We start from the raw sequence: 23,473 nt of genomic DNA on the forward strand, positions 1-23,473 counted from the left end.
TCCTTTGTTACTTTTTCAATTCATTTTCAATTTTCTGAATTAATTGCTTGGGTGCCTTCACACACACATTTGTAGGTACTTTAATTGTAGGTTTTCCTTCAAAGCGCTCTGTTCCAGTAATTGCAATATCCACTGCCAGAATTACAATGTCAGCTTCTTTCACCTCATCTGCTGTTAATTCATCTTCGATACCAATTGTACCCTGTGTCTCCACCTTAATGGTGTGTCCCATACTTTCAGCAGCACGAATTAATTTTTCTTTCGCAATGTACGTATGTGCAATACCTGATGTACATGCTGCAACTGCAACAATTTTCATAATTTAACATCTCCTTTCATAGTTCCTATTTGTTATTCCTTACACTAAAATAGTAGCATGGATATTCTTTCTGTGTTCATTGATTAAGGGCTTTTTAATGTGGCACTTTTTTTCTGTTTTTTTTATTTTTTTGTTTTTCCGGGCATTTTAATACGGTAATTTTTAAGCTGTAAATAGTTCATAAAAGAAAAATCACCGGGAATCCGATGATCTTTTTATGAATGTTTTAAGCATTGAATTTTAAATTTTCCCTAGATTAAAATACTGCTTTTATATCTTCCACTGTTTTTGCAGAAAGCAGCTGTTCAACAGCTTCATCATTTCCAAGATTTCTTGCTACTTCTGCCAACAGCTTTAAGTGTGTCTTCGCATTTTCATTGTCATTTCCTACTGCGAACAAAAAAATCAGTTTTACACCCTTTCCATCCAGTGTCTCCCACTCGATTTCATTTTCCATTTTTCCAATGGCAATTCCAACCTGTGTTACGGAATCACTTTTTCCATGAGGAATTGCTACATAATGTCCGATTCCTGTCTGCCCTTGAGATTCGCGAAGATAAATATCTTTCACATAGGATTCTACATCTGCAATATATCCTGCATTTTTCAGCTTTCCTGCCAGATTTGTAATAGCTTCTTTCTTATCTGTAGCTTTCATATTCAAGTCAATTACTCTTTCATCTAATACATCTTTTACATTCATAATAGTTCCTCCTCATCATTGAATTAAATATTTGTAAACTTCAATATTGGTTTCCATACTTTTTAACATGAGAATTTTTTCATCTGTATCAATTAATGAAACATATTCTTTGTAAAATAACTGAATTCTGTTAATTTCATCTTTGGTAATTAGCTTGAATCCAAGTAGAAATACTACTTCCACTGGCTCATCGTCCCACATCACTGGCTCATCCAGAATTGCTATTGCAACCTTGGATTCGTTAACTGCAGCAGGTGAACCATGGGGAAGACTGACACCGTTGCCTATCGTTGTTGTTGTCTTATTTTCCCTCTCCATTACCGTATCAAAAAATTCTTCTGTCACAACGCCCTTTTCTCTCATGGCATCTGACATAACTTTTAAGATTTCTTCCTTTGACTGAACCTTCATGTGTGTGAAAATCAGTTCTGGAGAAAACAGCAGACAACATTCTGGAGAAAAAGGATTCTCACTTACATTAGAGTTAATAGTGTCCAGATAATTTCTTAAAGCAAGAATACCATTTTCACTTAAAATATTAGGAATTACTACAATTCGTTTGTCTTTCACTTTTGTTTCTTTTGATGAGATGATAATATCAATATCATAATAATCATCCAATTTAAAATCATGGGTACTGACAATTTCCAGACTTCTAATTTCCGGAACAACCTTTTTAATTCTTTCTTTCATCAACTGCGCATGTCCCATATTGAAATTCGTCAGTAAGATTGCCTTGTACTGATGTATCTTCCGCTCAATTGCCGCCTGAATATACAAAACGATGTATCCGATTTCATCTTCGGTAATCTGTACATTGTAACACTCTTCAAACAGAATACTAATTGCCCAGCTTGCCCGAAATACGTTTTTATACTCTTTTTTAATAAAATCGATTAAATCATTGCTTTGCGGGGTTCCGTATCGCAGTCGGAAAATGGTCGGTCTCAAATGTACAATAAGGCTTTCTTTTACTTTCTGGTCCGATACTAAATCTACATTCATAATGTTTCCAATGACCGTCAGCAGCCGATCCACAAATTTCACCAGCTGATTGTCATATTTTTTTACTTGTTCCAGTGTAATTTCAATCTCTGAAATTCCTATAAATTTTGAACATAGAATCTGTATGGAAAGAAAAAGAATATCTTCCTGGGAAAAGCGTACATGGAATACTTCTTCCAATTTTTCAAAGATAGCTACAGTAAACGCATACTCATTATATTTTTGAAGAATTTCCAGTTCTTCCATATGATTTTCCATCATCAATGGATTGTCGAACTCTTTTCTCTGATATGCTATACAACAGTAAATAAGAATTTCATAAAATGATTCATCTGTAAATCGATAATCCCATTCGTTTTCTGCCTGTATGATACATTTTCGCACTGTTGATACATCAATGTTCGGAAAAAAATAATCCAGATTCTGATTAATTGTAGCCGAGGTACTTCGTTCCATCATCAGATTCCTCAATGCAATCCGATATTCATTTTCTCTGCTTAACAATCGATATCCGCGACTTCTTTCGTTTACCAGTTTGATGTTATAGTAACTAAGCCATTCTTCACATTCTTTCATTACCTTCAGCATTGTTGGAACACTTAAATATAGTTTCTCTGATAACTTCTGTGTAGTAATTGTCTGCCACGGTCGTAAATTAAATAAAACCTTTAAAGCTTCCGTAACTCGTTCTTTCGGATTATAAGATTCTAACTGAAGTTCTCCCGGCCGATCCAGATAGGCTTCCAATTTTTCTTTTTTTTCTTCTGATATCTCCAGCCAAATACCTACTCTTGGTTTTCTCTGAATAATTCCAAGATTATTTTGAGTTAAAAAATCATCCAGTTCATTAAGTTTATTTCTTACGGATTTTTCAGAGAGTCCGACTTCTTTTGCAATTTTCCCGGTCGCCATGATTTCGCCGTCCATGATACAACCTAAAATCTGTTTCATATAAAACTTCTCTTTCGAACGTTTCATTCTTCCTTCGTCTCCTCTCAGTCATTATGTAAGTTCTGTCTGCACCTCCTCCCTTATGATGATTTAAATTATAGCACGGTTCCTTTTACTTAGATTATCAATTACGGGCGTTTTAATATGGTACATTTTTTTATTTTTCCAGTAAATCCTCCAAAAAACAATAGATAAAATGTGGTAATTTTTAAATAAAAGAAATTCCGTGTATATAACAAAAACCGCTTGAGTGCAAAGCACTCAGCGGTTTCATTTTTTCATTTTAGCATGGTTTAATGCTAACGCGTATATTATTCGATGATTGTAGCAACACGTCCTGATCCAACTGTACGTCCACCTTCACGGATAGCGAAAGATAATCCCTGAGCCATAGCGATTGGGTGAATCAGTTCGATTGTCATTTCTACGTTGTCACCAGGCATGCACATTTCAACACCTTCCGGTAATTCAACAACACCTGTTACGTCGGTTGTTCTGAAGTAGAACTGAGGACGATATTTGTTGAAGAAAGGAGTATGACGTCCACCTTCGTCTTTTGTTAAAACGTATACCTGAGCTGTAAACTTAGTGTGGCATGTGATAGAACCTGGTTTACAAAGAACCTGTCCTCTTTCGATTTCTTCTCTCTGAACACCACGGAGAAGAGCACCGATGTTGTCACCAGCCTGAGCTTCGTCAAGAAGTTTACGGAACATTTCGATACCAGTTACAACAACTTTTCTTGTCTCTTCTTTGATACCAACGATTTCAACTTCTTCAGATACGTGAAGTACACCGCTTTCAACTCTACCTGTTGCAACAGTACCACGTCCTGTGATAGAGAATACATCCTCTACTGGCATAAGGAATGGTTTGTCTGTGTCACGCTGTGGGTCTGGAATCCAGCTGTCAACTGCAGCCATAAGTTCCATGATCTTATCTCCCCACTCGCTGTTAGGATCTTCAAGAGCTTTTAAAGCAGATCCCTGGATAACTGGAGTGTCATCACCTGGGAATTCGTACTCGCTTAATAACTCACGGATTTCCATTTCTACTAATTCTAATAACTCTTCATCGTCTACCATGTCACATTTATTCATGAATACTACGATGTAAGGTACGCCTACCTGACGGGAAAGAAGGATGTGCTCTTTTGTCTGAGCCATAACACCGTCAGTTGCAGCTACTACAAGGATAGCTCCGTCCATCTGAGCAGCACCAGTGATCATGTTCTTTACATAATCGGCATGGCCTGGGCAGTCAACGTGTGCGTAGTGACGGTTATCTGTTTCATATTCTACATGAGCTGTGGAGATAGTGATTCCACGTTCTCTTTCTTCCGGAGCTTTATCGATATTTTCGAAATCAACGGCTGCGTTTCCATCTACTCTGGCACTTAATGTCTTTGTGATAGCAGCTGTTAAAGTAGTTTTACCATGATCGACGTGACCAATGGTACCAATGTTGCAATGAGGTTTGGTTCTCTCAAACTTTTCTTTAGCCATTTTAAATGTCCTCCTTATTAGCCCTTTGGGCAAATAGATAAATTATTATTTACTACCGGGTCGACGAATCACCTTACCAAAGGCCGTCCTACCCTTGATTATATTTCATTTCTTTGAAGAATTCAAGCATATTTTTTATCAAAAAAACCTGCTTATTTTGCTTTGTCTGCGATGATTTTTTCCTGTACGCTCTTCGGTACCGGCTCGTAGCTGTTGAAGAACATAGAGTAGTTTCCACGGCCCTGTGTTCTGGAACGAAGGTCTGTTGAGTATCCGAACATTTCTGCAAGAGGAACGAAAGCTCTGATGATCTTTCCGCCTCCGACATCATCCATACCCTCAATACGTCCGCGGCGTGAGTTGATATCACCGATAACGTCTCCCATGTAATCTTCAGGAGTTGTAACTTCGACTCTCATGATCGGCTCTAAGATGATAGCCCCGGCTTTCTGCATCGCTTCCTTGAAGGCCATGGAACCGGCGATCTTAAACGCCATCTCTGAGGAATCGACATCGTGGTAAGATCCGTCGTATACTGTAGCTTTTACACCGAGTACCGGGAATCCTCCAAGGATACCGCACTGAGCAGCTTCTTCGATACCAGCTCCGACTGCCGGGATATATTCCTTAGGAATGTTACCGCCGACAACAGTGGATTCAAACTTGAACAGTTCTTCACCGTTGGCATCCATTGGCTCAAAGTGTACTTTACAGTGTCCGTACTGACCGCGTCCACCAGACTGTTTTGCATACTTGCTGTCCACATCCACTTCTTTCGTGAAGGACTCTTTGTAAGCAACCTGAGGCGCACCTACATTCGCTTCTACTTTAAACTCACGAAGCAGACGGTCTACGATGATTTCCAGGTGAAGCTCACCCATTCCGGAAATGATTGTCTGTCCTGTCTCTTCATCAGTATGAGCTTTGAAGGTCGGATCTTCTTCTGCAAGTTTTGCAAGTGCTTCTGACATCTTGCCCTGGCCTGCTTTTGTCTTAGGCTCGATCGCTACGTCGATAACCGGCTCTGGGAATTCCATGGATTCCAGGATTACCGGACTCTTCTCGTCACAGATCGTATCACCTGTTGTTGTGATCTTGAAACCTACGGCAGCTGCAATATCACCTGCGTAAACTTTGTCTAACTCTTCACGCTTGTTGGCATGCATCTGAAGGATACGTCCAACACGCTCTTTTTTCTGTTTTGTAGCATTTAATACGTAGGAACCTGAATTCATTGTTCCGGAGTACACACGGAAGAAAGCAAGCTTTCCAACGAATGGGTCTGTCATGATCTTAAATGCAAGTGCTGCGAAAGGTTCATCATCAGATGAATGTCTTTCGATTTCATTTCCGTCTTCATCCACACCCTTGATGGCAGCGATGTCTGTCGGTGCCGGCATGAACTCAAGAACAGCGTCCAGTAATTTCTGAACACCTTTGTTGCGGTAAGCAGTACCGCAGCAGATCGGAACTGCTGTACATTCGCATGTTCCTTTTCTAAGTGCAGCTTTTAATGCTTCCACAGATGGCTCTTCCCCTTCCAGGTATTCCATCATCAGATCGTCGTCTAACTCACAGATCTGCTCTACTAACTGAGTGTGATACATTTCTGCATCATCTTTCATATCATCAGGGATATCTGTGATTGAAATGTCTTCTCCCTTATCATCATTGTAAATGTAGGCTTTCATTTCAAACAGGTCAATGATACCCTGGAAATCATCTTCTTTGCCGATTGGCAGCTGAATTACAACTGCATTGGCACCGAGACGGTCTTTGATCTGTTCCACAGATCCGTAGAAATCAGCACCTAAAATATCCATCTTATTGATGAATGCCATTCTAGGTACATTGTAAGTGTCTGCCTGACGCCATACGTTCTCAGACTGTGGCTCTACTCCACCCTTTGCATCAAATACTCCGATCGCACCGTCAAGTACACGCAGGGAACGTTCTACTTCTACTGTGAAATCAACGTGTCCCGGTGTATCAATGATGTTGATACGGTGTTCTAATGCTCCATCCTTCGGTTTGCAGTTTTCCTGGAGAGTCCAGTGACATGTGGTCGCTGCAGAAGTGATCGTGATACCTCTTTCCTGTTCCTGCTCCATCCAGTCCATGGTAGCAGTTCCCTCATGAGTATCACCGATCTTATAATTTACACCAGTATAATAGAGGATACGCTCTGTCAAAGTGGTTTTCCCAGCATCGATATGAGCCATGATTCCAATATTTCTGGTTCTCTCTAATGGATATTCTCTTCCAGCCAAGATCTTTTCCTCCTATTGTTTTTCGGATAAAGCGGTAGGCCCCGCACACCAGATTAAAATCTGTAATGTGCGAATGCTTTGTTTGCTTCTGCCATTTTGTGCATGTCTTCTTTTTTCTTTACGGATGCTCCGGTGTTGTTGGATGCATCAAAGATTTCATTTGCAAGCCTTTCTTCCATGGTCTTTTCTCCTCTTTTACGAGAGTATAAAGTCAACCAGCGGAGTGCAAGGGCCTGTCTTCTGTCCGGACGTACATCGATCGGTACCTGATAGGTGGCTCCACCGATACGTCTTGCTTTAACTTCCAGCACAGGCATGATATTGTTCATTGCCTCTTCGAATACTTCAAGGGCAGGCTTTCCAGCTTTCTCTTCAATACGGTTGAATGCACCGTATACGATCTTCTGGGCAACTCCTTTTTTACCGTCTAACATGATGTTGTTGATCAGTTTGGTCACAACTTTGTTATTGTAAATAGGATCCGCCAAAACATCTCTTTTCGCAATATGTCCTTTACGTGGCACGTTTCTTCCCTCCTTAATAATTGCCAACGGCAGAAATATTATACCTTTTTCTGACATGCCGCCGACCTTAATTCATCGGTACTCATTCATCCTTGCGCAGTTACCGGCTTTCCGCCGGTCTTCAAGCGCTCAATGCCTGATCGTGCCAGAATTTATATCTATCTCCTGTACTACAGGGAAAACATTCATTTCCGGCACAACTATACAAGGTAGCGTAATGTTACGCTGCTTTGTACCAATTTAGTTTCGTTTGATTATTTCTTCGGTCTCTTAGCTCCGTATTTGGAACGAGCCTGCATTCTGTTTGCAACACCTGCTGTATCAAGTGTTCCACGAACGATATGGTAACGGGTACCTGGTAAGTCCTTAACACGACCACCACGAATCAGAACAACACTATGTTCCTGTAAGTTATGTCCCTCACCCGGGATATAGCTTGTTACTTCGATACCGTTAGAAAGACGTACTCTGGCAATCTTACGAAGAGCAGAGTTAGGCTTTTTAGGAGTCGCAGTCTTAACAGCTGTACAAACCCCTCTCTTCTGAGGAGAGCTTGCGTTTACTGATCTCTTCTTTAAAGAGTTAAAACTTTTCTGAAGAGCCGGTGCGGTAGACTTCTTTGTAGATGTCTTTCTCCCTTTTCTAACTAATTGGTTAAAAGTTGGCATTAATTTTCACCTCCATGCATGTTTTCTGCTGTAGTTACTTATGATCTGTTGTTGCACATAGATATCTACGCGCATTTCCTAATTATAAGTGGGAGAAAATCGTTTGTCAAGGGGATTTCCATGGGTTGCATTAAAAAAGCTCGTATTTCCATAAAATTCGTAAATACAAGCTTTTAATCTTTATTTTTTATGTATTTTAAAATAATTTATCCGATACCGCCATAAAATGCACCAGCGATCAAAGCAACGATCGCACAAAGGCAGTAGACATACTTTGCCAGCAGATAAAACCACGAACCAATTGGTTTTTTCGCCCCTTCATTTACTGCCTTGAGAACATACTCTTTCCCCGCAACCCAAAAAAACATAACAGCAGCCAATAGAGCCCCCAAAGGACAAAGATAGATAGAAACAATATCCATCCATCCAGAGACTATTGCTTGAATAAACAAAGCTACGACAGCTCCCAGTACCAGAACCGTACCTGTAGCAAAGATCCGTTTAATTCCGAATCTTTCCTGTAAAAAAGCCACCGGAGCCTCATACAGATTGATTATAGAACTGATACCGGCAAAAGTCACGCACAGGAAGAAAATCACTCCGACAATCCGTCCTCCTACCATTCCATTCATAACATTTACTAAATAAATAAACATCAAGCCGGGACCGCCAGCAGTCAATTCCGCATTTCCAACTGCCATGGCAGGAATGATGACGAAAGCTGCCAGCATCGCAGACAAAGAATTAAAAAATGCTACATTACGGGCTGCCCCTGGAATGGATTCACTTTTTCCAAGATATGATCCATAAATGACAGATCCATTTCCCGCAACAGACATGGAAAAGAACGCCTGTCCAAAAGCAAAAATCCACACTTCAGGATTTAATAAGCCTGCAGGATTTAAGGAAAAAATATACTTGTACCCGTTGGACGCTCCTGGCAGTGTAGCAATATAAATTCCGAGAGCCATAAACATTATGAACAGAAGAGGCATCATGATTTTATTAGCCTTTTCGATTCCGCCTGAAATACCCATGGACATGATGGCAAAACTGGCAATAACAGCGATTAGAATCCAGGTATTAGCGCCCCAGCTACTCGCAGTAGAATTGAAAGTTCCAACAATAACATTCATATCCTGCCCCATAGAAAACATAGAACCGGAAATTGCCATGATTGTATATTTAAATACCCAGCCCATGACACATGTGTAGCCGATAGCAAGCGCCAGCGAGCCGATGATTGGAATAGCACCGATAGTTTCACCGAGCTTTTTGCTTCCAGTACGCAGTTCTGTACACTTGCCAAATGCGCCTACAGGGCCAGCGCCAGCGGAACGGCCCAGCGCAAATTCGCCAATAACGCCGGAAGCTCCAATCAACACAATAAAAATAAAAAAGGGGATCAAAAAAGTCAAACCACCGTATTTGGAAACCATAATGGGCAAACGCCAGATGTTACCCATACCAACTGCAGAACCGACACAGGCCAGAATAAAGCCCCATTTTGATTGAAATCCGTCACGGTTTTTTTGAATTGTATTAACATTTTTCATTGGTATCCCTCCTTCGGATAATACCGATCTTCTTTAAATTCACAGTTTGGATGCGGTTGAAGTTTTGTATTAATCAAGGCCTTTCCCGCAATCCTAAAATACGACCGCAAGCCACCTTTCAAAAAGACCGCCTGCGGTCGCATAAAAGTCGACGCAAAATTTATAAGATTACAAATTATAGATCATTATTTATTTTCGTTAGGGTAAGGTTCCAGGAACGCATGGAAGTGACGCATTGGCAAGTTGTGTCCCCAGACAATTCTGATATTAGGAATATTCTCACGATCTTCGTACAATGCCTTCACAGCAGCAATGACATAATCTAAATGCTCCTTGGTCAACCGGCTTCGGTCGATTGCGAACCGAACTACGTTTGCCAGCTCCGCCTGCTGTTCAGGTGTCTTCAGATCATACTCCATAGAATAATCGCCTAACTCAGAAGTACGAATCCCATAACGCCGAATCAGTTCAATGCTGAATCCCTGACCGGCAAAAGTATCATGACCACGTTTTCCATCAAAGAATTCATCCATATTGATGTACACGGCATGCCCGCCGGCCGGCAGTACCACGCCTTTAATTCCGGCATTATAGAAGCCCTCAGCCAAATAGTTACACTGACCTACTCGATCATGCATATAGTTGAAATCACAGCTCTCATACAGACCTACGGAAAGAGCCATAATGTCACGCCCTGACATACCGCCATAGGAATCGTTGCCGTAACAGGAAATCTGCTTTACCTTTAATAAAACACCCACGTCCGTCTTGATTGTTCCATCTTCATTGAAGTCTGAAAATTTCTTCCAAAACAATCCTCTATCGCGGAATGCCAGCATGCCACCCATATTAGAATGACCGTCCTTCTTCGCAGACATAGTGAACGCATCACATAAAGAAAACATTTCCGTGGCAATCTCTGCGATTGATTTGTCAGCATAGCCTTCCTCATTCATTTTAATAAAGTAGCAGTTCTCAGCCCAGCGAGCGACGTCAAACACCAAAGGAATATCATACTTATGCGCAACACGGTTGATTTCTTTCAGATTTTCCATAGATACAGCCTGACCACAAATCGGATTGTTGGTAATGCAGGCAAAAACTAATGGTACATTTTCAGGTCCACAGATTTGGATCAGCTGCTCCAACTTCTCGATGTCCATATTTCCCTTAAATGGATTCTTATCATACTTTCCACCTTCCGGAATCTCATACAACAGCTCCTTATTGTATAAATTTCGAGGAATTGAACCCATCTGCTTTATGTTTCCTTCAGTAGTGTCAAAGTGACCATTTGACGGGATAGTGAAAACTTTTCCGGGATAGCGCTGAGCCAAAATCTTTTTTACGATCTCCATCAGAACAGATTCTGCTGCACGGCCCTGCTGAATAATAAAAGTATTAGGACGTTCCATCTGTGCAGCACCACCGTTAAACAGGCCTCCTTCATATTCGCACAGATACAACTCATCCATCATCTTTTCGACGTCCCTGCAATCTGTGCGGACTAAATCAATGGATCTCTTCCAGTTCTTTTCACCCCCGCGCTCAAAAATATCACGGAAGGTATCCAGCAAGACATAATATCCTGTATTACGCCCATAAGCCTCATCCCCCAGAAACAAAGATGCCCACTGCTGATTTGTCATTGCTGTCGTTCCTGAGTCGGACAGCATATCAATCGTCAGCATACCTGCCGGAAATGCAAACTCGTTGTAATGGGTAGCTTTCAGTGCACGTTCCCGCTGTTCTACTGTCACACTCGGGATATCCCGAACTGCAAAACTGTAATGACTTGGAGAAGGAACGTTCAAAGGATACTCATTCATAGTGGATTTCTTCATAGTACTCTTACCTCCATTTTTATAAACATAAATTATTCAATCAACTGTAACTTGGTCTTTATCCTATGGCAATACATTCAATCTCTACCAATGCATCCTTAGGCAGCCTGGCAACTTCCACAGCACTGCGAGCCGGACAGCTATTTGCAAAAAAATCTGCATACACAGTGTTGAAAACTGCAAAATGATTCATATCACTGAGAAAAACTGTTGTCTTAATTACATGATCCATAGAAACACCGGCTGCTTCCAGAACATTTTTACAATTCATCAGAGATTGTCTGGTCTGTGCTTCAATGCCTTGAGGAAATGTACCGGTATCCGGATCAATCGGTAATTGACCGGACGTAATTACGATTCCTCCTGCTGCAATGCACTGCGAATATGGTCCAATGGCTGCAGGTGCTTTGTTTGTACTAATAACCCGTTTCATATGTCACCTCCTTAATTATAATAAAATATTATCAGTATAATATTTTATTGTCAACATTTTTTGTCACATTATTATATTTTTCTTTATTTTTTTCACAAAATTTGTGCAAATTCCCCTCGTTTGGACAACTATCATCGTTCTAACTTTATTATTATTGAGAATTTTTTATTGCCTCTCCTTCGCAGAAATGGTATAATGACTACAATTTAATGAACGCTAGGAAGTGAAATAAATGACAAACGATATCCTTCGCCACTATATACCATTGGTCAAATTTTTAGGGAATACTCTGGGTCCCGATTATGAAATTGTACTTCATGATTTGACACTCAAGCAGCCTGCCATTATAGCTATCGCCAATAAACACATCAGCGGTCGTGATATGGATGCCCCCTTGACCAATATGGCAATGCAGACAATTGCAGAAAAATCCTATACAACTCAAGACTGGAAGTTGAATTACAGGGGTCAGTCTGCTAATGGCAAAATCCTGCGCTGTTCTACCTTGTATATCAAAGACGGTCAAGGTAAACTGATAGGATTGCTGTGCATTAACTTTGATGATAGCCGCTTCCGGGATATTTCCGAACAAGTCTTTGCTTTATGCCATCCCAATAAGTACGTCACCCAAAATATCGCCATCAATACAACTCCGTTAGCCTCGGATAACGGAGATAGCGAACAGGAAACTTTTTATAACAGTATCTCTGCCGCTACCGAAGATGCGCTATTATCGGTTGTAAACACCTTGCAGGTTCCTGCAGACCGATTGACTCAGACAGAAAAATTAAAGATTCTTCAGCTCCTGGATGAGAAAGGCCTTTTTATGCTTAAGGGTGTAGTCCCCATTATTGCACAAAAACTATCCTGCTCTCCGGCCAGCATTTATCGCTATTTGAGTAAAATCAGGCTGGAAAGCCAAAACAAGACCGAGTAAATCCAAAAACAATTAAGAAATGAAAATAATACAAAAAAGCCTTACGGATTTTCAGTTTGCATCTCTGAAAATCCGTAAGGCTTTTTATTTTTACAAAATAGTTATTCTTTATTCAGAAAGCTCCCGTCCCTGCAAAGTGCAGGGACGGGAGCTTTTAAGACCTTATTCGAAATCGATTTCGTCTTCGAGTGTCAGTTCTTCTTCCTCTGTGTTAATTTTTACATTGCGGTACCGTTTCATTCCGGTTCCTGCCGGGATCAGTTTTCCGAGGATAACATTTTCCTTCAATCCGACCAATGGATCGACCTTTCCTTTGATAGCCGCATCGGTGAGGACTTTCGTGGTCTCCTGGAATGACGCTGCGGATAAGAAAGAGTCTGTGGCAAGAGATGCCTTGGTAATACCGAGGATAATCTGTTCTGCCTTCGCAGTCTCTAAGTTTCTCTCTTCCAGCTCCCTGTTTGTCTTTTCAAATTCCAGCACGTCAATCATGGCGCCAGGCAGGTAGTCGCTGTCTCCACCTTCTTCGATGCGGACTTTCTTCAGCATCTGGCGGACGATGACTTCTACGTGCTTGTCGTTGATATCTACACCCTGCAGACGGTATACTCTCTGCACTTCACGGATCATGTAATCCTGAACAGCGCGGATACCTTTAATCTTTAAGATGTCATGCGGATTGACAGAACCTTCGGTCAGCTCGTCTCCGGCTTCCACTTCCTGTCCTTCCATGACTTTCAGCCTGGAACCGTAAGGAATCAGATAGGCCTTCATATCTCCGGTTTCTTTGTTGGTGATGACAACTTCCCGCTTCTTCTTCGTATCTTTGATCTGCACTTTTCCTGCAAACTCAGAGATGATGGCAAGACCTTTCGGCTTTCTTGCCTCGAAGAGCTCTTCGATACGCGGAAGACCCTGTGTGATATCATCACCTGCAACTCCTCCGGCATGGAACGTACGCATGGTCAGCTGTGTACCAGGCTCACCGATGGACTGGGCCGCGATGATACCGACTGCCTCTCCCACCTGTACCGCCTGACCGGTAGCCATGTTGGAACCGTAGCATTTTGCACAGCATCCCACCTGTGACTGACAGGTCAGCATCGTCCTGATCTTGACCTTTGTAAGACCTGCATCGATAACGGTCTTGGCCCTTCTCGGAGTGATCATGTGATTTGACTTTACAAGAACTTCTCCTGTCTCAGGATGTTTGATCTCTTCTGCGGCATAACGCCCTGTGATTCGGTCCTGAAGACTTTCGATGACTTCCTGTCCGTCCATGAACGCCTCCACATACATGCCCGGAATCTGTCCGTCCGCATCCAGTCCACAGTCTGCTTCCCTGATGATCAGATCCTGCGATACGTCTACAAGACGTCTTGTCAGATAACCTGAATCGGCAGTTCTTAAGGCCGTATCGGAAAGTCCCTTTCTCGCACCATGAGCGGAGATAAAGTATTCCAGTACGTCCAGACCTTCACGGAAATTGGACTTGATCGGCAGTTCGATGGTACGTCCTGACGTATCGGCCATCAGCCCACGCATACCGGCCAGCTGTTTGATCTGCTGATTGGAACCACGGGCTCCGGAATCGGCCATCATGAAAATATTGTTATATTTATCTAATCCTGTGATCAGTTTGTCAGTCAGGACATCATCGGCGTCAAACCATGTCTTGACAACCGCTTTGTAGCGCTCTTCTTCTGTCATGAGACCGCGTTTGAACTGATTGTTGATGAACTCAGCCTGATCCTGTGCTCCTGCAAGAATTTCCTTTTTCTCTTCCGGCACTGTCATGTCTGAAATAGAAACGGTCAGGGCTCCTCTTGTAGAGTATTTGTATCCCAGTGCCTTGATATCGTCAAGCACTTCGGCCGTCTTTGTAGCGCCGTGGATATTGATACATTTGTCGAGGATCTGTTTTAACTGTTTCTTTCCTACATGGAAGTCGATCTCTAAATCCAGTGCGTTTTCCGGATTGGATCTGTCTACAAATCCCAGATCCTGCATGATGATCTCGTTAAATAAAATTCTTCCGAGTGTACACTGTACGACCTTGGAAATCTTATTTCCGTCTTTGTCAACCTTTGTACGCCTTACATTGATCCTTGCGTGCAGGGTAATAGCTTTATTCTCGTAGGCAAGAAATGCCTCATTTTCTGATTTAAAATATTTGCCTTCTCCCTTATCTCCCTCTTTTTCCAGAGTCAGATAGTAAATACCGAGAACCATATCCTGTGAAGGAACGGCTACCGGACCTCCGTCGGAAGGTTTCAGCAGATTGTTCGGTGACAGCAGAAGGAAACGGCACTCAGCCTGTGCTTCCACGGACAGAGGCAGATGGACAGCCATCTGGTCACCGTCGAAATCGGCGTTGTAAGCAGTACATACCAGCGGATGCAGCTTAATTGCCTTACCTTCTACTAAGATCGGCTCAAACGCCTGGATACCAAGTCTGTGCAGTGTCGGTGCACGGTTCAGCATAACCGGATGTTCTTTGATGACATCTTCCAGCACATCCCAAACCTCCGGCTGGAGCTTCTCTACCATCTTCTTGGCAGATTTTATATTATGGGAAAGTTTTCTCTCCACCAGCTCTTTCATTACAAACGGTTTAAACAGCTCGATGGCCATCTCTTTCGGAAGACCGCACTGGTAAATTTTCAGTTCCGGCCCGACGACGATAACAGAACGTCCTGAGTAGTCAACACGTTTTCCGAGCAGGTTCTGGCGGAAACGCCCCTGTTTACCTTTCAGCATATCGGAAAGGGATTTCAGCGCACGGTTTCCAGGTCCTGTGACCGGACGTCCGCGGCGGCCGTTATCGATCAATGCGTCTACCGCTTCTTGAAGCATACGTTTCTCATTTCTCACAATGATATCCGGAGCTCCGAGTTCCAGCAGACGTTTCAGACGGTTGTTGCGGTTGATGATTCTTCTGTACAGATCATTCAAGTCAGATGTTGCAAAACGTCCTCCGTCCAGCTGTACCATCGGACGGATATCCGGAGGAATGACAGGGACAACGTCCAGGATCATCCACTCAGGATTGTTTTCTGAGTTTAAGAATGCTTCTACGACTTCCAGGCGTTTTACGATTCTTGCCCTTTTCTGTCCTGTGGCAGTCTTAAATTCGTCTTTCAGGGATTTTGCCTCTGCTGAAAGATCTATGGCTTCCAGCAGTTCTTTGATGGATTCGGCTCCCATTCCCACGCGGAAAGAATTGCCGTATTTATCATAGGCATCCCTGTATTCTTTTTCTGTCAATACTTGTTTATAAGCCAGGTCCGTCTCTCCTGCGTCCAACACGATATAGCAGGCGAAATACAATACTTTTTCGAGACTTCTCGGAGAAATATCCAAGATCAGCCCCATGCGGCTCGGAATCCCTTTGAAGTACCAGATATGGGAAACCGGAGCTGCCAGTTCGATGTGTCCCATACGCTCACGGCGCACATTGGCTTTTGTCACCTCAACGCCGCATCGGTCACAGACAACACCTTTATATCTGATTTTTTTATATTTACCGCAGTGGCACTCCCAGTCTTTGCTCGGCCCGAATATCTTCTCACAGAAAAGACCGTCTTTCTCAGGCTTCAAGGTACGATAATTGATGGTTTCAGGTTTTTTTACTTCTCCCCTGGACCACTCTCGGATCTTTTCCGGGGAAGCCAACCCGATCTTAATTGCATCAAAGGCAATTTTATGATTTGAATATTCGTTGCTTGATCCTATCATTAAGGTTGCTCCTTCCTTATATCTGCACTTCTATGAAATAGTAGTGTCTTCGCCATCTTCAAAGTTCCCCTCTTTAAATCCTAAAGCTCCCAGGGAATCTTCGTTTTCTTCATAATTATTAAATACGCTGTCGCCTTCGATCATCGGTTTCAGATCCTGGTTGGTGTCAGCCAGGTCTACATTTTCCTTGATCTCGACTTCCTCCGCATTTTCATCGAGTACCTTGACATCTAATGCCAGAGACTGAAATTCTTTCAGCAATACCTTGAAGGATTCCGGAATACCCGGCTCAGGAATGTTATCACCTTTGATGATCGCTTCGTATGTCTTCACACGTCCGATGACATCATCGGATTTCACTGTCAGGATCTCCTGCAGTGTATAGGATGCCCCATATGCTTCCAGGGCCCAAACTTCCATCTCTCCGAAGCGCTGTCCGCCGAACTGCGCCTTACCTCCCAGCGGCTGCTGAGTAACCAGAGAGTACGGTCCTGTTGATCGTGCATGGATCTTATCATCAACCAAATGGTGGAGTTTCAGGTAGTGCATGAATCCGATCGTAACAGGGCTGTCAAACTCTTCACCGGTACGTCCGTCTCTCAGCCTTACTTTTCCGGTTCTGTCGAACGGCACGCCTTCCCAATCCTTTTTGTGATCCTGATTTTCTCTTAAATATTCAATCACTTTATCGTCAACGCGGTCTTTCCATTTCGCCTCGAAATCTTCCCAGCTGGTGTTGGCAAAATCATTGGCCATTTCCAGTGTGACAGCAATATCATCCTCGTCAGCTCCGTTGAATACCGGAGTTGCAACGTTAAATCCTAATACTTTTGCCGCAAGGGACAGATGGATCTCCAGCACCTGCCCGATGTTCATACGTGACGGCACACCCAGCGGGTTCAGCACGATATCCAGCGGACGTCCGTTCGGAAGGTACGGCATATCCTCCACCGGAAGGATACGGGAAATAACACCCTTGTTACCGTGACGGCCGGCCATCTTATCTCCCACAGAAATCTTTCTCTTCTGTGCGATATAGACGCGGACTGTTTTATTTACTCCAGGAGGCAGTTCGTCTCCGTTTTCTCTTGTAAAGATCTTGGTATCCATAACGACACCGTAAGCTCCGTGAGGAACCCTTAAAGAGGTGTCTCTGACTTCCCTTGCCTTCTCACCGAAGATGGCACGGAGCAGGCGTTCCTCCGCCGTCAGTTCTGTCTCTCCCTTCGGAGTTACTTTTCCGACTAAGATGTCTCCCGCACGGACTTCTGCTCCGATACGGATAATACCGTTTTCATCCAGGTCTTTTAATACGTCTTCGCTTAAGCCTGCCAGGTCCCTTGTGATCTCTTCTTGTCCAAGTTTCGTATCACGGGCTTCTGCCTCATACTCTTCGATGTGAACAGAAGTATACACATCTTCCTGTACCAGGCGCTCGCTTAACAGGACGGCATCCTCGTAGTTATAACCTTCCCAGGTCATAAATCCAATCAGAGGGTTTTTGCCAAGAGCCATCTCTCCGCTCTTTGTGGACGCTCCGTCTGCCAGGATATCATCCTTTTTCACACGGTCCCCCTCGAAAACGATCGGACGCTGGTTCATACAGTTCCCCTGGTTGCTCCTTGCAAATTTGATTACATTGTAAATGTCTTTGCCGCCGTCGGAGTCTCTGCGCACAATGATTTTTGTGCTGGTGGATTTCTCTACCACTCCGTCGTTCTTGGCCACGATACATACGCCGGAGTCAAAGGCAGCCTTGGACTCCATACCGGTTCCCACCACAGGTGCCTCTGTAGAGAGCAGCGGAACAGCCTGACGCTGCATGTTGGACCCCATCAGCGCACGGTTCGCATCGTCATTTTCAAGGAACGGGATCATTGACGTAGCCACTGAGAATACCATCTTAGGGGATACATCCATCAGATCCAGATTTGCTTTATCGAATTCTGAAGTATCTTCGCGGAAACGGCCGGATACATGGGCGTGAACGAAATGTCCGTCCTCATCCAGAGGCTCATTCGCCTGAGCTACAACAAAATTATCTTCTTCATCCGCGGTAAGGTATACAACATTGTCCGTAACGACCGGATTCTCAGGATCCGTCTTATCCAATACACGATATGGAGCCTCAATAAATCCATACTCGTTGATCCTTGCATAGGTCGCCAGAGAGTTGATCAGACCGATGTTCGGACCTTCCGGGGTCTCGATCGGACACATTCTTCCATAATGGGAGTAGTGTACGTCACGCACCTCGAATCCTGCACGGTCTCTGGACAATCCTCCAGGACCCAATGCAGACAGACGACGCTTATGTGTCAGCTCAGACAGCGGATTGTTGTGATCCATGAACTGAGAAAGCTGGGAGCTTCCGAAGAACTCCTTCACTGCCGCGGTCACCGGTTTAATATTGATCAGAGACTGAGGTGTGATGGTCTCGATATCCTGGGTCGTCATTCTCTCTCGGACAACTCTTTCCAGCCTGGAAAGACCGATTCGGTACTGGTTCTGCAGCAGTTCTCCCACCGCTCTGATACGGCGGTTGCCTAAGTGGTCAATATCATCATGGTTTCCGATGCCGTATTCCAGATGCATATTATAGTTAATAGAAGCTAAAATATCTTCCTTTGTAATGTGTTTCGGAATCAGGTCGTGAATGTTCTTTTTCACTGCCGCTTTTAATTCGTCACCGCTTAAACCTTCTGCCAGAATCTTCTCCAGCACAGGGTAAAATACATTCTCGTGGATGCCAAGTTCTTCCGGATCAAAGTCTACATATTCGGCCAGGTTTACGGTCATATTAGATAATACTTTTGTATTGCCGAATTCGGTCTGGATCAGCACACTCTGAACAGCGGCATTCTGGATCTTATCCGCCAGTTCCAGCGTAACTTCTGTTCCCGCTTCCGCAAGGATCTCCCCTGTGGAAGTATCGATCACATCCTCTGCCAACATATGGCCTGTGATGCGGTTCCTGAATGCCAGCTTTTTATTGAACTTGTAGCGTCCTACTTTTGCCAGATCATAGCGTCTCGGGTCAAAGAACATGCTGTTGATCAGGCTCTCTGCACTGTCCACAGACAAAGGCTCACCCGGACGGATCTTTTTGTATAACTCTAATAAACCGTCCTCATAGTTGTCAGACGGATCTTTCTCCATACTCGCAAGAATCTTCGGCTCTTCTCCGAATAATTCTTTGATCTCTGCATTGGTTCCGATTCCGAGGGCACGGATCAATACAGTGATCGGCACTTTCCTTGTACGGTCCACACGCACATTGAAAATGTCATTGGAGTCTGTCTCGTACTCAAGCCATGCACCACGGTTTGGAATCACTGTGGCAGAGTATAATTTCTTACCGATCTTATCGTGGGCAATTCCATAGTAGATACCCGGAGAACGCACCAGCTGACTGACAATAACACGTTCCGCTCCGTTGATCACAAATGTACCTGTATCTGTCATCAAAGGTAAGTCGCCCATGAAAATGTCGTGCTGTTTGATTTCATCCGTTTCCTTATTATGAAGTCTTACTTTCACCTTCATCGGAGCGGCATATGTGGCATCCCTCTCCTTACACTCTTCGATGGAATACTTGATATCATCCCTGCACAGCTTAAAATCGATGAATTCCAGGCTAAGCTGATCGCTGTAATCCCCAATTGGAGAAATGTCCTCAAATACCTCTTTGAGTCCTTCCCCCAAGAACCAGTTGTAAGAGTCCTTTTGAATTTCAATAAGGTTCGGTACTTCCAAGACGTCATCTTGTCTCGCATAACTCATCCTTATGCTCGTACCCGATTTCATTGGTTGAATTCTGTTTTTTTCCATGGACGTGTTCACCTCTTGATTTCTACATGGTTTATATACTACTTCTGATTGTGCGAATCTCTCACAATTTATATAACGAAAAAAAGGCTTGGCTATGGGCATACAATCCCATATTAAAGCATCGCTTAATAATACCACAGTGTCTATGCCATGTCAAGCACAAATTTCAATAGACGCAAAAAGAATCGGCTGGCCAAACCAGTCCGATTCTTTCATGAAGTTTTCTTACATTAGATATTGAACAAAGAACTATTTTAAAGTTACTTTTGCCCCTTCGCCCTCTAATTTAGCTTTGATATCTTCTGCTTCTGCTTTAGATGCAGCTTCTTTGATCACTTTAGGAGCTCCGTCAACTAATTCTTTTGCTTCTTTTAATCCTAAGCCAGTTACTTCACGAACGACTTTGATAACTTTAACCTTAGCTCCGCCGATCTCTGTAAGCTCTACGTCGAACTCATCTTTTTCTTCAGCTGCTGCACCGTCTGCTGCTCCGCCTGCTGCTACTACAACACCTGCTGCTGCAGATACACCGAATTCTTCTTCGCATGCTTTTACTAATTCATTTAATTCTAATACTGATAAACCTTTAATAACTTCAATGATTTCCTGAGTTGTCATTTTTATTTCCTCCTAATAATTAATTTAATGTAAACCGTCGATTATTCAGCAGCTTCTGTTGCTTCTTCTGCCGGAGCTTCTCCGTCTTTCTCTGCGATCTGTTTAATAACACGAGCAAAGTTGGTAATCGGAGACTGAATGCTTCCGAGGAATTTCGCAAGTAATTCGTCTCTTGACGGAATGCTTGCGATAACCTGTACGCCGTCTTTGTCGTAGAATGTTCCTTCTACAACTGCAGATTTCAGGTTGAATACTTCAATGTTCTTTGCGTATTTTGCCAGGATCCTTGCCGGTGCAGTTGCGTCTGTTTTGGAAACAGCCATCGCAGTCGGTCCGGTAAGGTCAGCAGTCAACGGTTCGAATTCCGTATCTTTTACCGCAAAACGAATCATTGTATTTTTGTATACCTTGTACTCTACACCTGCTTCTCTTAATTCCTTACGCATTGCTGTATCTTCTTCTACAGAGATACCGCGGTAAGAAACTAAAACTGCTGACTGAGCATCTGTAAGCAATTCTTTGATTTCGTTAACGATAGGTTGTTTTAATTCTACTTTTGCCATGATGAAATGGTGCACCTCCTTGATTTATTTTAGTGTACCGCCGCGTGGATCTGAATATAAAAAAAGTCTTTTGTCCGCAAGACAAAAGACACAATTAGTCCAATACTAATTATCATCCTCGGCAGGCCGTTCTTCGTTACGCCATACGGCACCTGCTGTCTTCGGCAGTGATACTTTTAGTAATATATCATATGGTGCCGAAAACGTCAACCAGTTTTTTTATATTTATTGTGTTTCCTGAGGTTCCGTAATTTATTCCGGCAACACCTCCGTCAGGTCATAGTTCTTCCCTATACTTGTGACTCCAAAATATTTCATGCAGGAACTCAGCAAAGAAACCGACCAGGACACTCTCCGGAGTTTCCTGATCGGTCTTTGTCTTACTTATATTCTTTTAATTCTTTTTCGTTCATGATAACTGTGTCAGCCTCAACCGTCTTTCCGTAAACCGGAAGCAGGGTCTTCTTATAGTCCTTCTCAAAGAATCCTTCCTTCGTAAGTTTGGTAATCTCATCATCGATCCAGCTCTTCAGATCATCATTTCCCTTTTTGACAGCCGGTGCGATAAAGTCATGTTCGCCGAGAGATTTGATCCCAGTGGTAAATCCTTTATTCTCCCTTGCCCATGCATATACCAGTGTATTGTCATGTGCCAGCGCGGCTCCTCTGCCGTCCTTTAATGCGTTGAAAGCTTCCGTATTCTGATCATATTTTAAAAGCTCAATATCCGGATACTTCTGTGTGAAATAAGTCTCCGCAGTGGTTCCCTTGTTGACGATCAGCTTCTTTCCTTTTAACTGTTTTACATCGGTAATAACTTTTCCGTTTGGAGAAACCACACCGAGAGAAACTTTCATATATGGAAGTGCATAATCCACGACTTCTTTTCTCTCGTCAGTGACCGTAAAGTTTGCGAGGATCACGTCTACCTTGTTGCTCTGTAAGAATTCCACACGGCTCGCCGCTTCTACCAGCACAAATTCCACCTTGTTTTCATCTCCGAGCAAATCTTTTGCGAGACGGTGGGCAAGTACAACATCGTATCCCTGATTCTTTCCATTTTTATCTACATATCCGAACGGCGGTTTGTCACTGAATACACCGACCTTGATCTTCCCGTTCTTCTTAATCTGTTCTACAGAAGACTGATTGTCGCTTTTTTCTGATTTTTTGTTTCCGCAGCCCGTCATCAGCCCCATAGCCATGCTGAGAACTGCCAGTACTACTAAGATCCTGCTAAATTTCTTCATCTTTTTTCATCTCCTCAAAATTAAACATGTTTAAAAACTTCTTTGCCCGTTCTGTCTGCGGATGTTCAAAAAACTCTCTCGGAGTATTTTCTTCCACAATGCGTCCCTCGTCAATGAAGATCACCCGGTCAGCCACAGCCTTCGCAAACTGCATCTCGTGGGTCACGATCGCCATCGTCATTCCCTGCTTTGCCAGTTCCAGCATAACATCAAGGACCTCCCTGACCATCTCCGGATCTAACGCTGCTGTCACTTCGTCAAACAGCATGATCTCCGGATTCATACAGAGAGATCTGACGATGGCGACTCTCTGCTTCTGTCCGCCGGACAGCTGTCTCGGGTAGGCATCCTTCTTCTCTTCCAGTCCGACTCTTTTGAGCAGGGCAACTGCCATCTCTTTTACCTCTTTAGAGTCTCTTTTCTGAGCTTTCGTAGGACCGAGAAGGATATTGTCCAGAATGGTCATGTGGGGAAAAAGATCATAACTTTGAAATACCATACCGATCTTCTGGCGGATCAGATGCCACGGCACCTTCCCGTCCGAAAGGCTCTGCCCGTCCAGGCTGATCTCTCCGTCCTGAAATTCTTCCAGTCCGTTGATACACCGAAGCAGTGTGCTCTTTCCGCATCCGGAAGGCCCCAGTATAACGACTACCTCTCCCTTATTTATATCAAAAGAGATATCTTTTAATACCTCTGTCTCCCCAAATGCTTTTTTCAGATGACTGATCTTCAATAACTCATTTCCCATTTGCTAA

Annotated in this window: 17 protein-coding genes and 1 other annotated feature; of the genes, 1 reads left to right on the plus strand and 16 read right to left on the minus strand. The window is 43.3% G+C overall.

The window, feature by feature from the left end:
• Positions 1–7: 7 nt before the first annotated feature.
• From P8F77_RS17645 to P8F77_RS17690, 10 genes are all read right to left on the minus strand, one after another.
• The gene (locus tag P8F77_RS17645) at positions 8–319 is read right to left on the minus strand and encodes a PTS fructose transporter subunit IIB (RefSeq protein WP_024729158.1); all 312 of its coding nucleotides are present in this window, start codon (positions 317–319) and stop codon (positions 8–10) included.
• A 256-nt stretch (positions 320–575) separates the two neighbouring features.
• The gene (locus tag P8F77_RS17650) at positions 576–1,022 is read right to left on the minus strand and encodes a fructose PTS transporter subunit IIA (RefSeq protein ID WP_287519338.1); all 447 of its coding nucleotides are present in this window, start codon (positions 1,020–1,022) and stop codon (positions 576–578) included.
• Between the two features lie 15 nt (positions 1,023–1,037).
• Complete coding sequence (locus tag P8F77_RS17655; RefSeq protein ID WP_148459397.1) at positions 1,038–3,005, minus strand: PTS sugar transporter subunit IIA; 1,968 nt, start codon at positions 3,003–3,005, stop codon at positions 1,038–1,040.
• Positions 3,006–3,289: 284 nt separating this feature from the next.
• Positions 3,290–4,483 (minus strand): elongation factor Tu, encoded by a 1,194-nt coding sequence (gene tuf / locus P8F77_RS17660; protein ID WP_006568224.1) that lies wholly within the window; start codon positions 4,481–4,483, stop codon positions 3,290–3,292.
• A 152-nt stretch (positions 4,484–4,635) separates the two neighbouring features.
• Positions 4,636–6,705, minus strand: coding sequence for an elongation factor G (fusA, locus tag P8F77_RS17665; protein WP_034550633.1), 2,070 nt, complete (start codon positions 6,703–6,705; stop codon positions 4,636–4,638).
• Positions 6,706–6,806: 101 nt separating this feature from the next.
• Positions 6,807–7,277, minus strand: coding sequence for a 30S ribosomal protein S7 (rpsG, locus tag P8F77_RS17670; protein WP_024729154.1), 471 nt, complete (start codon positions 7,275–7,277; stop codon positions 6,807–6,809).
• A gap of 254 nt (positions 7,278–7,531) precedes the next feature.
• Positions 7,532–7,945, minus strand: coding sequence for a 30S ribosomal protein S12 (gene rpsL, locus P8F77_RS17675; protein ID WP_006568221.1), 414 nt, complete (start codon positions 7,943–7,945; stop codon positions 7,532–7,534).
• Between the two features lie 206 nt (positions 7,946–8,151).
• Positions 8,152–9,501 carry a sodium-dependent transporter gene (locus P8F77_RS17680; RefSeq protein ID WP_148459398.1) on the minus strand — a complete coding sequence of 450 codons (1,350 nt, stop codon included), beginning with the start codon at positions 9,499–9,501 and terminating at the stop codon, positions 8,152–8,154.
• A 185-nt stretch (positions 9,502–9,686) separates the two neighbouring features.
• On the minus strand, positions 9,687–11,330 hold the full coding sequence (locus P8F77_RS17685; protein WP_024729153.1) for a tryptophanase: 1,644 nt from the start codon (positions 11,328–11,330) through the stop codon (positions 9,687–9,689).
• 73 nt (positions 11,331–11,403) lie between these two features.
• Positions 11,404–11,778: a RidA family protein gene (locus P8F77_RS17690; RefSeq protein ID WP_024729152.1), complete on the minus strand. Its 375-nt coding sequence runs from the start codon at positions 11,776–11,778 to the stop codon at positions 11,404–11,406.
• Between the two features lie 232 nt (positions 11,779–12,010).
• Here P8F77_RS17690 and P8F77_RS17695 point away from each other — a divergent pair, with 232 nt between their 5' ends.
• Positions 12,011–12,715: a PAS domain-containing protein gene (locus P8F77_RS17695; protein WP_024729151.1), complete on the plus strand. Its 705-nt coding sequence runs from the start codon at positions 12,011–12,013 to the stop codon at positions 12,713–12,715.
• Positions 12,716–12,877: 162 nt separating this feature from the next.
• Here P8F77_RS17695 and rpoC read toward each other — a convergent pair whose 3' ends face one another.
• The 6 genes from rpoC to P8F77_RS17725 form a co-directional block, all read right to left on the minus strand.
• Positions 12,878–16,453 carry a DNA-directed RNA polymerase subunit beta' gene (rpoC, locus tag P8F77_RS17700; RefSeq protein ID WP_148459399.1) on the minus strand — a complete coding sequence of 1,192 codons (3,576 nt, stop codon included), beginning with the start codon at positions 16,451–16,453 and terminating at the stop codon, positions 12,878–12,880.
• A 30-nt stretch (positions 16,454–16,483) separates the two neighbouring features.
• A complete protein-coding gene (locus P8F77_RS17705) occupies positions 16,484–20,284 on the minus strand; it encodes a DNA-directed RNA polymerase subunit beta (protein ID WP_024729149.1) in 3,801 nt (1,266 codons plus the stop codon).
• A 249-nt stretch (positions 20,285–20,533) separates the two neighbouring features.
• The gene (gene rplL, locus P8F77_RS17710) at positions 20,534–20,902 is read right to left on the minus strand and encodes a 50S ribosomal protein L7/L12 (RefSeq protein WP_024729148.1); all 369 of its coding nucleotides are present in this window, start codon (positions 20,900–20,902) and stop codon (positions 20,534–20,536) included.
• Between the two features lie 41 nt (positions 20,903–20,943).
• Positions 20,944–21,465 carry a 50S ribosomal protein L10 gene (rplJ, locus tag P8F77_RS17715; protein WP_024729147.1) on the minus strand — a complete coding sequence of 174 codons (522 nt, stop codon included), beginning with the start codon at positions 21,463–21,465 and terminating at the stop codon, positions 20,944–20,946.
• A gap of 50 nt (positions 21,466–21,515) precedes the next feature.
• Positions 21,516–21,648 (minus strand) — a sequence feature (ribosomal protein L10 leader region).
• A gap of 197 nt (positions 21,649–21,845) precedes the next feature.
• Complete coding sequence (locus P8F77_RS17720; protein ID WP_024729146.1) at positions 21,846–22,715, minus strand: cysteine ABC transporter substrate-binding protein; 870 nt, start codon at positions 22,713–22,715, stop codon at positions 21,846–21,848.
• On the minus strand, positions 22,702–23,466 hold the full coding sequence (locus P8F77_RS17725) for an amino acid ABC transporter ATP-binding protein (protein WP_024729145.1): 765 nt from the start codon (positions 23,464–23,466) through the stop codon (positions 22,702–22,704). Before P8F77_RS17725 ends, P8F77_RS17720 begins: the two co-directional genes overlap by 14 nt.
• Positions 23,467–23,473: the final 7 nt, after the last annotated feature.

The sequence above is a fragment of the Anaerostipes sp. PC18 genome (assembly GCF_039789045.1).
In the GTDB taxonomy this organism is placed as follows: domain Bacteria; phylum Bacillota; class Clostridia; order Lachnospirales; family Lachnospiraceae; genus Anaerostipes; species Anaerostipes hominis.